13 protein-coding genes are annotated in these 14,296 nt (G+C 48.2%); 7 read left to right on the plus strand and 6 right to left on the minus strand.

Annotation, left to right across the window (positions count from 1 at the left end):
• Positions 1–166: 166 nt before the first annotated feature.
• Positions 167–1,825, minus strand: a complete 1,659-nt coding sequence (locus KS4_RS04740) for a fucose isomerase (protein ID WP_145075341.1) — start codon at positions 1,823–1,825, stop codon at positions 167–169.
• A 437-nt stretch (positions 1,826–2,262) separates the two neighbouring features.
• On the opposite strand from KS4_RS04740, the gene KS4_RS04745 reads away from it, so the two are divergent.
• A complete protein-coding gene (locus KS4_RS04745; protein WP_145075344.1) occupies positions 2,263–3,597 on the plus strand; it encodes an excinuclease ABC subunit UvrC in 1,335 nt (444 codons plus the stop codon).
• Positions 3,598–3,640: 43 nt separating this feature from the next.
• Positions 3,641–4,597, plus strand: a complete 957-nt coding sequence (locus KS4_RS04750) for a metallophosphoesterase (RefSeq protein ID WP_145075347.1) — start codon at positions 3,641–3,643, stop codon at positions 4,595–4,597.
• A 9-nt stretch (positions 4,598–4,606) separates the two neighbouring features.
• Here KS4_RS04750 and KS4_RS04755 read toward each other — a convergent pair whose 3' ends face one another.
• Entirely contained in the window at positions 4,607–5,650 is a 1,044-nt protein-coding gene (locus KS4_RS04755; RefSeq protein ID WP_145075350.1) for a VanZ family protein, read from the minus strand.
• A gap of 160 nt (positions 5,651–5,810) precedes the next feature.
• Between KS4_RS04755 and KS4_RS04760 the strand changes: the two genes are divergently transcribed.
• From KS4_RS04760 to KS4_RS04775, 4 genes are all read left to right on the plus strand, one after another.
• On the plus strand, positions 5,811–6,128 hold the full coding sequence (locus KS4_RS04760; protein WP_145075353.1) for a DUF167 domain-containing protein: 318 nt from the start codon (positions 5,811–5,813) through the stop codon (positions 6,126–6,128).
• A 77-nt stretch (positions 6,129–6,205) separates the two neighbouring features.
• A complete protein-coding gene (locus tag KS4_RS04765; protein ID WP_200761580.1) occupies positions 6,206–7,192 on the plus strand; it encodes a histone deacetylase family protein in 987 nt (328 codons plus the stop codon).
• A gap of 122 nt (positions 7,193–7,314) precedes the next feature.
• Entirely contained in the window at positions 7,315–7,773 is a 459-nt protein-coding gene (locus tag KS4_RS04770) for a YkgJ family cysteine cluster protein (RefSeq protein ID WP_145075359.1), read from the plus strand.
• 21 nt (positions 7,774–7,794) lie between these two features.
• On the plus strand, positions 7,795–8,391 hold the full coding sequence (locus tag KS4_RS04775) for a YkgJ family cysteine cluster protein (protein ID WP_145075362.1): 597 nt from the start codon (positions 7,795–7,797) through the stop codon (positions 8,389–8,391).
• Between the two features lie 101 nt (positions 8,392–8,492).
• Here KS4_RS04775 and KS4_RS04780 read toward each other — a convergent pair whose 3' ends face one another.
• The 4 genes from KS4_RS04780 to KS4_RS04795 all read right to left on the minus strand — a co-directional run bounded on the left by KS4_RS04780 (position 8,493) and on the right by KS4_RS04795 (position 13,231).
• Positions 8,493–9,353 (minus strand): carbohydrate ABC transporter permease, encoded by an 861-nt coding sequence (locus tag KS4_RS04780; RefSeq protein ID WP_145075365.1) that lies wholly within the window; start codon positions 9,351–9,353, stop codon positions 8,493–8,495.
• A complete protein-coding gene (locus tag KS4_RS04785; protein ID WP_200761581.1) occupies positions 9,340–10,854 on the minus strand; it encodes a carbohydrate ABC transporter permease in 1,515 nt (504 codons plus the stop codon). The genes KS4_RS04780 and KS4_RS04785 overlap by 14 nt, the downstream gene beginning before the upstream one ends.
• A 2-nt stretch (positions 10,855–10,856) precedes the next feature.
• A complete protein-coding gene (locus KS4_RS04790; RefSeq protein WP_145075371.1) occupies positions 10,857–12,338 on the minus strand; it encodes an ABC transporter substrate-binding protein in 1,482 nt (493 codons plus the stop codon).
• 239 nt (positions 12,339–12,577) lie between these two features.
• Positions 12,578–13,231: an HAD family hydrolase gene (locus KS4_RS04795; protein WP_145075374.1), complete on the minus strand. Its 654-nt coding sequence runs from the start codon at positions 13,229–13,231 to the stop codon at positions 12,578–12,580.
• 350 nt (positions 13,232–13,581) lie between these two features.
• On the opposite strand from KS4_RS04795, the gene KS4_RS04800 reads away from it, so the two are divergent.
• Positions 13,582–14,103: a flavin reductase family protein gene (locus tag KS4_RS04800; protein ID WP_145075377.1), complete on the plus strand. Its 522-nt coding sequence runs from the start codon at positions 13,582–13,584 to the stop codon at positions 14,101–14,103.
• Positions 14,104–14,296 lie beyond the last annotated feature (193 nt).

Raw genomic sequence — 14,296 nt, forward strand, 5'->3', positions numbered from 1 at the left:
TTGCAATGATTGAACGTATTGCGATGACTTCAGGCAGTATGTATAGATTATTTGCTGTAGTGAAATTGGGTGAGGCCTATCTATTTTGCCTATTTTGCCATATTTAAAAAGCACCGGCCATGATGGATGACGCCGGTGCGATTATGCGAGCCAATTATATGAACTCTTAAGCCCAAGCTTTATTGTGCTTACGCGTGCCGCACACATTTACCTCCATCCCTAACGCTTTCGCCATCGTTGCCTTCGTAAGCATGCATTGGTCTGCGGATTTTTCATCTTTCGCATAAGCAAAATGTGCGTGATTCGCTTGGTGCTTAGCCATGAGTTCATTACGACTAACGCCGTATAGAATTGCATTCATGATCGGCCATTCCGCTGTCGTTTCTGTCCATCGTCTCTCTGTCTCCGCAATGGGTAGCTCAACTGCCTCACCGCGCCCAATATCCATTTTTAACTTCCCGCCTTCCATATAAATACGTGACCAGATAATCTCACCCGCCTTTGATATGCCACGTAATGTCGAACCGCCTAGCGGAAAGTACATAGCAGGTTGCCGCATACCATCCGACCCCTTCCAGCCTCCTTTATTATGCGTGGCTGGAACCGCTCCCGAAATCAACATCACCCAAACATATCCATCAACTGTCCCTGACTGATCCCAATCACCCCAACGGATATCATGCAACGTATTTTCAACCGGCTGCTTCAGCGTTTTGTGCACACGATAGGTCAACAAACTATCTAACCCCGCGCATTCATCAACTTCGTTAAAGCACTTAATCGGCTGTCCTTTAAACAGTACCCGTTTGCCATCTCTCGATTTAACAGGCGGCCGATCTGTTGTATTCATCGTGCCCTCAATCAGATCGGAAGCAGGCAGTAAATCCTTCAAACCTTGTTGATATTGGATGCCAATACAATCGCATCCAAAATCATCTGCTATGCGAGCTGCTGCAATGTACATTTTGCACTGAGCTAAAATCTGATTCTCCGTTAGCTCAGTTTTCTCATCACGACCTGTATGAAAATGCATTCCCTTTTTGCGATACCACTCTCGAACTTCTTTAGCTTCCTTTTTGGTAACTTGCATTGTTTCGTAATACAACGCTGATTGGCTCATTCGTTCTTTAAAAACCCCAACCTCATTCAATAGTTTGTCGGGAATCATCGCATTAATCATCCCCATACACCCTTCATCGAAAATCCCCATAATCGCTTTTTGTTCCTTCAATTCACTTGCTAAGGCTGCACCAAGTTTTATCGTTTTTGAGGGCACCTTTAAACGTTCTAATTTATGAACATGCTTTAAACTATGTGTGCATTTTCCTGTTTCCAACCATTTCCTCAGTCGGCCTGTAAAATACTTATCCGAAAATTCTTCAGACCAAAGTGTCGAATATTCCACACCCATCTTAGTTAAGCTGCCATTCAGATTCAGCATCCCTACTAATCCCGGCCATTGCCCCGACCAATTCGCAACCGTCAAGATCGGCCCCTGATGTGTAAGCAAGCCATGTGCAATATGATGCGAATATTGCCACACAGATTCCGCAACAATCAATGGCTGCTTCGGGTCGATTTTCCGAAAGATAGCCATCCCCATTTTCTGTGAACTGATAAAACCATGTTTCTCAACCGAATCATACTGATGTGCCCGTTTAATCTTAAACTTGCCATCCGAAACTTTGAGAACAGCTTTTTCAAGCTCTTGTTCCATTTTCTTTTGAGCAGCCCAGCAGTTCTGATTGGCAGATAGCCGTAAATCGCCATTCGCGATTAGTAAAACTTCTTTTTGTTTGATTCTTTGTGACTTTGCCTTCGCCATTTCGATACCTCGATATTTGCGGAATCTCTCTGCGTCAGATGTGACCCGATTGTGTTTAATGATCCACCCAATGCGGCTCGTAACAAATAATGCTTACGTACATGCGCGACACCAAATGAAATACTTGCAGCGCACTTCAACCAAAATATAGATCGTCAGTATGAATGGTTAGTAGGGAAATATCTGAGTATTCGAGCGTTATAGCGCCCATAGATAGGCAGGCTCGAACGATCCATACGCATCTGACCCTTACATCATTGTGCAAAACGGTTGAATGTCGTTGTTATCAGAAAATTGCTTCCCGGATAAAATCCTGGAATTTTATCAGCCCCCCACTGTTATGTCACGATATTCGCTTGAGCGAAGCCTCATTTTCGTGTTCAGCCTCAACCACGATATGATGTTGTATCCCCCGTTCAATAGCGCGGCAACAGAATATGAAAGAACTGCGATCCAAACTCAAAGAGCTTCATAAAAAAGCGCGGGCGCTCCCCAAAGTGCCCGGCGTCTATCTCATGAAAGACGACAAGGGTCGCGTTATCTACGTTGGTAAAGCAACACGGCTAGCCGATCGTGTTTCCAGTTACTTTCTCAAGTCCACCGACCTCGGCCCACACAAGCAGCGAATGCTCAATATCGTCGATGATTTTGAGACCATCGAATGTGAGGGCGAATGGGAAGCGCTTCTTGCTGAAAACCGACTCATCAAAGATCTGCATCCCAAGTTCAACGTTCGCCTTACCGACGGTAAAACCTACCCCTACCTCGTCATCACTATGAGCGATGACTTCCCCGGCGTTTTTATCACACGCGAGCCCGGCTCCCCCGAATTCAAAGGCTCCAAAGTTTTTGGCCCGTTCACCAACGCATATGCGCTCCGAGAAGCTATGCAGATCATGCAGCGCATCTTTAAATTCCGCACCTGTCATCTTGATATCAAAGATGACGATGAAACCAAAAAATATTTCCGTCCCTGCCTTCTCTATCCCATCAAGCAATGCACCGCTCCCTGTGGCGCCAAAATCAGCAAAGACGAGTATCGCAAAGATATTCAGCACTTCATCCGCTTCCTCGAATCCAAACGTTCTGTCATGCTCCGCGAGATGCGTGAAGAGATGGAGTATGCCTCGAAGAACCTTGATTTCGAGCAGGCTGCAATTTTGCGTGACCAGATTAAGGCCATTGAAAAACTTGAAGAACGAGGCAAAATGTCGCAAGGTTGGCAACCCGAATCCGAATCCTTTTACGGCGATCCCAAAAAAGGTATCGAATCACTTTCCAAGACCCTCGGCCTCTCAGAGCCTGTTCGTTGTATGGAGGCCATCGACATCGCTCATCTGCAAGGTAACGAAACCGTCGGCTCAAAAGTTTGCTTCGTAGATGGTCGTCCTCTTAAAAATCAGTACCGTCGCTACAAAATCAAAACTGCGAAAAATGACGACTATACATCGATTAGGGAAGTTGTCTCGCGTCGGTATCGTGAAGCAGGGCAGGGCCACGAACTCTACCCCGATGTTATTCTCATCGACGGTGGGCTTGGCCAACTCCATGCCGCACTCGAAGCGTTCCAAGATCTTGACATCAAACCCCCAATGGTGATTTCGCTTGCCAAAAAAGAAGAACTCATTTACACCCAAGCCAAATCCGAACCCATCAAACTTAGTCGCAACAATGCCGGCCTCAAACTCTGCCAAGCAATTCGTGACGAAGCACACCGCTTCGCACAGCACTATCACCACATCCTTCGACGAAAACGCGTCATCGGCGAATAATCCGGAATCGCATGTTCTATATTCGTGACATAATTTTCGGATTATGCAGATTACGCCAGCCCTGAATTCTGCAATTGCAACAACATCTAATATCACGTCGAAACCATACCACGACCCCGCCGATAAATCCTTCATGAGTGATGAACGCAGGATCCTGATTCTTTCTGACACACACATGGGACACCCAAAGGCTGCCGTGTGGGGCCCCAAAGCACTCCGCAATCTTTGGCAGCGGGCACGGGCAACCGATCTCATTATCAACGGTGATATCGCTGAACTACATCATCCCAAGTTTCGCGCGAGTGCAGCAAAGCAAGTCGTTGATTTACAAAATCTCTGCCAAGATGACGGTGTTAAGATCACACTACTTTCTGGAAATCACGACCCACACCTCACCGATCAACGCCATCTATCTCTCAACCAAGGTGAAGTTTTCATGACTCACGGCGACATCATTCATCCCGCCATCTCACCCTGGAATAACTACGCTAAACACCTTCAAGAAATCCGAGATCACGCCTATCAATCGCTTAGTGATCAGCACGAGAATGCTTTTCAAGCACAATCAAAATCCGCTCAACACGCATCACATCTCAAATGGAACGAAATTGCCTCCGATGGTGAAACTATTCAATTTTCTCGTATCGGTAAATTCGAGAAGCGTTTTTCTGAAGCGTTCAAAGTGATGTGGTACTGGCATCGAATTCCCCGTATGGCCGCCGATTTTGCCGCCAAGTATGTTCCCGAATCCCGTTTCTTTATTTTTGGCCATATCCATCGTGCCGGCATCTGGGAGTCACACGGCCGCATCATCATCAACACCGGCTCCTTCGACTTCCCCAAACAACCTCGCGCCGTTGTCATTAAGCGCAATCAACTCTCTGTTTGGAAACTCAAACGCCAGAACATGATCTACGACTTCGCCGCTGAACCACTTCGCAAATGGGACCTGAATAATATTCAAATCTCCAAAGTGGGTGACGGCTTGCACGCAGCATAAACAATGTTCTTAACCATACTCAAACGGCTTCCGTCTACGGTCATGCTTCACCGCTACTTGTTCATGCCTGCGGCAGGATGCCTTAATCGATCGCTGCGCATAATGTACGACCCCATACACCACCATCACAGCCCCTACCGCAATGATCGGTTCCGTCGTATCAAATGCAAATCGACCAGATACATTCATCAGCAACTGCATCGCATAAGCAATCCCAGCAACCACAGCCAGAGTGAGCGTCGCATGGCTATCTACGCGCTTCGATTGAATCAATATCAAAAGTAATAATCCGACGACGGCATATACCACAAAGCTACTACCGATCAAAACAGCCGAGACATCATACGGCTGCAAATAATAAGCATAAAATGGCATCTCACTAAGCCGTCCATCACCAGCATGATCCATGAGATAGTCAACTAATTTTGCATGAAGCATCAACAAACTCAGCACCAGCACCGTTCCAGCAATCACTAAACGCAGCAGATACGTACGACGCACTTCAACATCTAATCGCAATCGTGCCCACCATATATAAAGCTTAAAGGCAAGTACTGATCGCAATTGATTCAAACGTGCGCCACACATCGCCCCAACAATTCCGCCTAAAGAATTACTCAACCAATCGTTCAAGGATCCGACCCGCCAACCGCTCAGCGTCTGTAAACTCTCCACGCAATAACTAAGTCCGATCGTAACAAACATCGCCACACTAATCTGTAGCCACCATTGCCCAAATACTCGCCTCATCGCCAGCCGTACCAACACACCAAACGGTATATACATCAGCACATTGATACCCCAATCACTCAACCAACCCGCGACACCGAGTCGTGAGAAACTACCAGAACCGCTTCGCCAAACGGGCATGCTTCCCATCGCAATCAAAACCCGATCAATATTCAACTCCCCCAAGTCAAATGGAAGCAGCGATCCGTAGATCAGCAACACCCCATATACCAATGCTACAACCCATGGCCGCATCCATAGTGCCGTCGTATCTGCAGTATCTTTACCACCACCAAATAATTCAGTTGGCACAACTTCCTTCACTTCAAAGCCTCCTCCCGAAATCTACATTACGTCCTGCTACCTTACGACCAAATCTCATCACGATCCATTTCATCCCCAAACCTCTCGTCACGCAATCCGTATAATCACTACAACACCACGAAACAAAACCCGCTACACAGCTTCATCAACGATAGCGATCATGACCGAATCACCACACATCATCACCCAGCCAGACGACACGACACTTCTTGTTCGCATCAAAGTTGTCCCCAATGCCAGCCGCACCAAAATCGTTGGCCGACTCGGTGATCGTATTAAAATCGCTGTCGCGGCCCCTCCAGAAGCCGGCAAAGCCAATAAGCAGATCATCGCACTACTCGCCAAAACGCTAAAACTTCCCAAAAAACAGATTGAAATAGACACCGGCCACACCCAGCCTCAAAAAACCATACGCATCAATACCCTCACGCCAGCCACGGCGCATGATCTCCTGAAATCGCACCTCAAAACCAAATGATTAAGTGTGTAATAGCCAATGTCAGCAGCATAGAAATTGATCATTCTCAAAATCTTGCGATCCCGTATAATGCCCCCATGAGGACGGGACTAGTCTACAACGATCAATTCTTGGAACACGACACCGGCCCCGGCCATCCGGAACGCCCCGATCGTCTGTGCGCCATCATCGATAAACTCAAACAGCAGCACATCTACGAGCAACTCATCCCCATCCCCTTTGACCCAATCAACATTGATCAAGTCCATCGCCTGCATGATCCCGCCTATACGCAGCGTCTTCATGAAGCATGCCAATCTGGCTTGCGCTTTATTGACTCAGACGATTCCTCCATCTCATCACGCAGTTACGATATCGCACTCCTCGCAGCAGGTGGCGTGCTCGCCGCCGTCGACGCTATCATGGCCGGTAACATTGCCCAAGCATTCTGCGCCATCCGTCCGCCCGGGCACCACGCCGAGTATGCACAATCAATGGGCTTTTGTTTTTTCAACAACATTGCCTTGGCCGCAGACTATCTAACCGATAGATATGGCCTTGATCGTGTTGCTATTGTCGATTTTGACGTTCACCATGGCAATGGCACTCAGCATCTTCTCGAAAATCGATCCGATATCCTCGTGATCAATATTCATCAACATCCCTCAACTCTATATCCCGGCACAGGCTTTGCATACGAAGAAGGAAAAGAGCAAGGAACTGGTTTTACACTTAATCTCCCCCTTCAACCCGGTGCCGAATTTACCGATTATCGCCAAATCTTTATTCATAAAATCGTGCCTAAGCTCAATGAATTCAAACCTCAGTTTCTCCTTCTTTCTGCCGGCTTCGATGCCTCCAAGGATGACCCACTGGCCAGCATGAATCTCGCCCCATCCGATTTTTCATGGATCACCAACACCCTAAAACAGATCGCCGCAAGGCACGCCGATCATCGTCTCCTTTCAGTTCTTGAAGGTGGCTACGATCTGCGATCACTTGCCGAGTGTGCTGCCGCTCACGTTCAGTCGCTTCTCGATGATCCTGAAGATAACACCATTATGAAAATGAAGGCTGGCTTTTAATTCGTGTTACCCAATACCGCTCACACACCCAACCCCTCAATCAACTTATTACTCGCAACCACTGCTCCCATCCCCTACAATATCCCGCCCGACCAATCCCATATTATTTTTATAGGTCACACATGACACAACCGCCAAACAACAGTGATGAATGGTACAAAGATGGCCTCTCCTTCGAGTGCTCGCTCTGCGGTAATTGTTGCACCGGTGCTCCTGGCTTCGTCTGGTTCAATGAGCAGGAAGCTGACGAGATGGCCACCATACTCAATATCGACGCACCAACGTTCCTCGAAAAATACGCACACAAAAAATTTGGCCGTTGGACACTCAACGAAGTTAAAAACGAAAAAAGACAATACGACTGTGTATTCCTAATCGATCTTCCCGGCGGACAACGCGGTTGCAAACTGTATAAATCTCGGCCTACCCAATGCCGAACCTGGCCCTTCTGGCCGGAAAACCTCAAATCATCTAGGACATGGAAAAACGCAGCCAAAACATGCCCCGGCATGCGCCGTGTCGACGCCAATTTTTACCCCGTTGAAGACATCCGTATCATCCTCAATCAAAATGAGTTCTAATCATCGGATAGTGACAACAACATGATGCAACCACACAATAACTTCCTTTCGACTCGTGACCTTTGGCAGCGTTGGTATCACGCAGCCTCAACCCCCGAAGTTACCGCATCGCTCCTTGATTTGTACAACCAGCTCGCCGACCGTATCAAACAGCAAAATGCTGCCTGCCTCGCTTCCGGTAAATGCTGTAAATTCGAAACCTATGGCCACCGCCTCTACGTCACAGGATTCGAAATCGCTTTCGTCCTTCATCAACTCATCCATCACCCCATGTCACCCGAAAGTGCAGATGACAATTGCGAGCAACCCGCTAAATCTAACAATCACTCCCTCAATGTACTCAACGGCGCAGCTCAATCACTAGCATCTGACAACACCCCCATTGATGGCTGTGTTTATCAAATCGACGGCCTCTGTTCCATCCATCCGATCCGTCCGCTTGGCTGCCGCATTTATTTCTGCGACCAGCAACTTCAAGATTGGCAGAACGATCTTTACGAAGAGTTCCTTAAGAAACTGCAAGAAGTCCATATGCAATACGAGATCCCGTATCGCTACGTCGAATGGCGCACCAGCCTCGCCGAAGCCTCAGAATATATCCAATCTGAATCCGCTTAAATCGCAGCAGCAATCTAAAGCTAACAAAACATAAAACCCCTGCTTTTACAGGGGTACACACACATTCACATCACTTCATCTCTTGGCAGCCAGTTTAATCTTTAACCCTTCACTGCTCCCAATTGAATCCCTGCAACCAACTGTTTTTGCATCGCAACAAACAGAATAATCAGTGGTACAACTGACATCGTAACCGCCGCCATCAACAAATTCGTTTCCGAACTCGATGCCGATTCAAACGATAAAATCCCGATCGGCAATGTATATTTATGTTCACTCTTCAGCATGACCAGCGGCCAGAAAAAGCTGTGATACGTCCCCATAAAAGTGAAGATCGTCAACGTTACTAGCCCCGGACGCGATAGAGGCAATATCACATCCCAATACACTCGCCACTTACTTGCGCCGTCAATCTCTGCCGCCTCATCTAAACTGGTCGGAATAGAGAGCATAAACTGCCGCAACATAAACGTTCCAAACGCCGAGAATGCTGCTGGCAAAATCAGCCCCGCTAATGAATTGACCAGCCCCAATGAAATCATGATCTGAAAGTTTGGGATCATCAACACCAGTCCCGGCAACATCATCGTTGCCAGATAAACAAAAAAGACCTTGTCACGTCCCGGCCACTGCAATCGCGAAAAACTATACGCTGCCAGCGAACTGGTAAAGACCTGCAAAAACGTCACCCAGCACGCAATAAAAATACTATTCCAATAGAACGTCCCGAACGGGATCACCTCGAAAACCCTGGCGTAATTTCCCAAATGCCAACCTGCCTCGCCCGGCAACCAGCTCGCACTACTCACCTCGCTTAGGCTCTTTAAGCTCGTCAGCACCATCCAGACAAATGGCAAAATCAGCGTAAAACTGATCCCCGCCAGCAACAGATGCAGCAACGACGCCCCCATAAACTTCTGGCGGTCTCGCACTAAACCATGTTTCGCATTAATCGTTGACATAGCGATTACCAAACTTCCAGTTAAACAATGTGATCGAGAATATCATCAAGAACAGCACCCAAGCGATCGCTGCCGAATAGCCCAATCGCCCCGTCTCAAAACCCTCGTTGTAAATAAAGAAACTCAACGGCGTCGTCGCACCCGCAGGCCCGCCATTCGTCAGCGTTCTCGCCATCTCAAACCCGCCCTGCAATCCGCCAATGATCGACATCACCGCAATGAAAAAAGTTGTCGGTGCCAACTGCGGCCACGTCACATTCCAAAAACGCGCCCATCGTGATGCGCCATCGATGTCCGCCGCCTCATACAACTGCTGTGGCACATTCGTCAACGCCGCCAAGTACAGCAGCATATTATTCGAACCCATCGCCGCCCAGAATCCAATAATCATCATCGACGGCTTCGCCCACGCATAATCCCCCAACCAATTCGGTGCATTCAACCCCGGATCAATCGGATCACTCACCATCCCCGGTAAGTGATACAGCATCGTCGATAGACCCAGAACAATAAATGACAACACCATCAACCCAAGTGTCAACAAAATCCCATTCCCGAACCCGTCAAAATCCTTACACGTAAACGCACGCCCATTGATCACCATCCGCCCAATCTGATAAACAAATACCGTTCCACACGAAACCGCTAACACCCAACTACTCTCCGACGTATACCTCCATATAGAAGCAACGACAATCGGCAACACTAACGCGCCAATCACTGGAATAAGCGCCGTCTTTCCAATCTCCCCATCATCCCATAGCCCACGCAATCTTCTCAGCCCAAACGCAAACAAACAAACAATAATCCCATACCCAATCCATCGGCACGACCCAAACAGCCCTGTCGGCAACGCCGCCGTTAACTCGCTTACTTCATCAAGCACCGGCTGCAGCGTCGTATTGATCGGTCCTGATCGTGGGTTATATAGCTTTTTCCAAAGCACATACGTCGGCACACCAGCTGTAAAGCTCGGCAAGTAGAACAGCGTGCGATAAACGGTATTCCCACCCATCACTCCAAAAAAGATAATCCCACCCAGTAAACAGATCAGCAGCGTCATCATCCCCATACCCGACCCGCCTGCGATAAACATTAACGCAACGGAGATACCAAGTACTGCTGAAATAATGACAAACGCGCTCTGTTTCAGCCACTTCGCAACCTTATGACTATCCGTCCTAGTATTTTGACTCAACAACACTGCCGAAATTAATGCCGCACCTATCCCAAACGGTATCCCCATCATCAAGAACAGTGTGTTCTTGAAATATTGAAAAAACTCCGGCTCTGTAAATAGCCGCACAAAGTTCTCCACCCCAATAAAGTTCAAATCCGGATTCTCTTTAAACGGATTTGTCTTCGTCAGATTCCAATCCGAAAACGCCATATAGATCGACAGCACCACCGGAAACACCACAAACAGTGCCACCCCACATATGTTCGGCGTCAAAAATGCCAAACCCGTCAAGACATTCTTCTTGGTCTTTGAATTCAACATCATTACTCACCCATGCTCATATCTTTGTAGTAACGCTTCAAAAACGGATTACGAACCAACCGCAACGGTATCTTTTTGCCTTCAGTCTTGCACTGATCAATCACTTTCTGATCTTCAGTCAGTTTGTCATACATCTCCTGTAACGCAGGCTTTTCACGCAGCGTTAACGCGATCTTCTTGTCTATCGCCAGCTTAGTTGCAGATGCCGCTTCTTCTGGAGACGAAATCTTGTTCACCACACGGTCGTAATAGTATTGCGTTGATCTGAACACCTCAGCATCCGCGACAAACGGACTGTACACCCCGCCAATCGCGATCGTCTTCGCCTGATTCACAAACTTTTCATGAATGCCCCATTCGTTCGGAAATTTTTCAGGCCGCAAAAACGCTTCCCCCTTCGCATATTCAGGGTTCGGAGGCAGCGCATCCGCATCATTCACAATCAACATGTTGTAATCTTCACTAGCTAAATACTGATAAAATAGCTTGGCCGCCTCTTTGTGATTCCCACCCTTATACATCGCCGAAGTGCGCGTCGAAATTCGGGCATTCGGATAATGATCGAAGGGCACACTCACCGCACCAAGTTTCATCGGCTCCTCAAATCGCCGTAACTGAATCAACATGTACCGCCCCGTATATATCATCGCAAAATTGCCACGATAAAACAGTTGCGCCGTTAACCCCCCATAACCCGACCCTACATTAAACGAACGTATTTCAGCTTCCGTGGGGATAATATGATCCTCATGAATCCACTTGCTAATCCGATCAAGTGTCTTCACATATCTTTCATCATCCAGCGTACTTGCCGTCAACGTTTCGTTAAAAATGCTCAGCCCCATACTCCGATGCATCAGCGTATAATCCACGCCGATTGCATAGAAGTTCGTCTGCTGCTTGCCTGGCTCGTTCGCAGCCTTAACATACGCTTTACCCAATCGTTCAAACTCATCAATCGTCCACTTCTCAGGCGGTAGCGGTTGACCATACTTCTCAAACACATCTTTATTCACCAGCAGCAGCGAGCAAACCACATTACACGGGAACGCCATCTGCCTCCCATTCACCACAAGCTCAGTTTCTAGCGCTTTATAAGTCTTCGAAAGATCGAAACCCATCTCTTTCGCACTATCCGTAAGCTCTTCCAGCACACCAATATCATCCATGTACCGAACATACCGGCCATTAAACAAATCCATCACATCGCCGCCCACACCTGACACCGTCTGGATGATCTTTTTCGCCATCCGTCCATTCGCCGCGTCAATGCGCAAATCAACCGCAGGCTTCCCATCCGCCGTCACATGACCATGCTTGATGAGCCACTTCTTAAATGTCTCAACCTGCAACGTCCTCGCAGGGTTCGGATCTGTCACCCAAAACAATACCGGCACCTCAGACTTCGCATCTGGGAACCGCATGTATGTCGCAAAGCTAAACAGACTTAATAAAACAGCAACGATCAGAAATATGTACTTCATAGCCTCTTTTCGCGCAGCAGATGGTTCAACAAGTCATTCACACAAACACAACATCCAAAGCACGCCAACTCTCTCAACCCAAACAGGCACCACGCCACTCGACTCACTCATGCAAGGCATGCTTATTCAATCAAATTTCAACATTCAATAAAAATGAGCAAAAGTTGCGTTGAGTATACCCGTAATTGCTCCCTCGAGATAGGACCATCTCAAAAAACTATCATTTGCTAAGAATCTGTCTATTTGCCCAGTATAATCCGCGATAGTTCGCACGCATCATGCACAACCACATCAGCACCATTCTGCTCTAGCTCTTCAACCTCTCGGAATCCCCATGACACACCCACCGTCATCACGCCCCCAGCTTTCCCTGTCAGCATATCCACTTTACTATCCCCCACATAGACACACTCACTCGGCTTGACCCCCACTACGTCCATCGCTTCTCTAAGCCCCGCCGGGTCTGGCTTTATCGCCACGCCCTCACGCGCCCCAAACACCACATCAAACCCATACCCATCAAGTAACTTTGTGACCACTTCACGCGTTGCACCGTCTGGCTTGTTGCTCACCACGCCCAGCTTCACACCCCCATTTTTCAACTCGCGCAACATCTCACCTACGCCCGGGTACAGCCCCGTATGGTCATACATATGAACATCATAGTATTCATGAAACAGCCGCAATCCTTCCTCAAACAACCCCTCATGCCCAGCACCCAAAGCATCCCTAATCAGGTTCTTCACACCCTGTCCCACCAGATACCGATACGCCTCCAGCTCATGCATCGGCCTGCCCAATTCTCGCAAAGCGTAATTCACCGCATCCGCTAAATCTCGCAAGCTGTTCACCAGTGTCCCGTCCAAATCAAATATCGCAGCTTCATAATTCATCCACTCACCCTAAGCCCCACCCACATCACCGTCAAACCACTTGCATCACTACAGGACATCCCTTCCCATAAATGCTATTGCCTATCTTCTCATCAAAACGTATCTTGCATCCATACATTAAGTTAAGCACGCCACATCAATCCGCTTGCCTCGCACAGCTCAACTCAAAAATCTCAAGAATAATTATCTCATCAAGATCGTTGTATCACTGATCCTCCCTCTCCGCCTCACCCATCGCCATCCCCTCACTCCACAGCAACCCACTGGTCAACGAGATCAATCGTAGAAAAGCGCACTAAAAAACCTCGCCAGTTTGGGAGCCGAACAATCGACATCCAAACGGAGGCCATATGCCATCATCCAAATCGGTTCGTAACGCAGATAATCCCGAATCACAAACTTCTGATCTAGCTCAAATTCTTGGCCAAATCCCTAGTGGAATCTACGTCCTCACAGCACACCACGAAGACCGTCGGCTCGGCATGCTCGCTTCATGGATTCAGCAAGTCTCATTCAATCCACCCATGATCTCCATCGCTATCGCCAAAGGCCGCCCCATCATGCCCCTCATCTCCGAGTCTCGGCACTTCGCCCTCTGCCAACTCGCCGACCACCACACCACCATCAAACGCAAATTCGCCGCACCCTCCGACTTCGCCGACGACCCCTTCCTCGGCTACCAGATCATCCACGGCAAATCCCCCTCACTACCCATCCTTGCCGATTCACTCAACTACCTCGAATGTGAAGTCTCTTGCCATATGGACGTCGACGGCGACCACGACATCTTCATCGCCAAAATCCTCAACGCCAAAACCCTCAACCCCGGCCCGCCCGCCATCCACCTCCGCGACTCCGGCTTTCACTACTAACCCCCCCCCTATACGTATGATCAATTTTTCAATCCCGCCCTTGACCCGACGCGCAAATTTTGAATTCAACGCCAAAAGTCCTCATTTAATAATTCCCTCAAGCCCGTCACCGCTGGTGGCGGGGTGTCTTGCCCCTAAACCATCTCATTAAAATTTTTCCGAAGCGCGACCCGCCCCTTCTACCCCTAAGAAA

The sequence above is a fragment of the Poriferisphaera corsica genome, from assembly GCF_007747445.1.
Lineage (GTDB): Bacteria > Planctomycetota > Phycisphaerae > Phycisphaerales > Phycisphaeraceae > Poriferisphaera > Poriferisphaera corsica.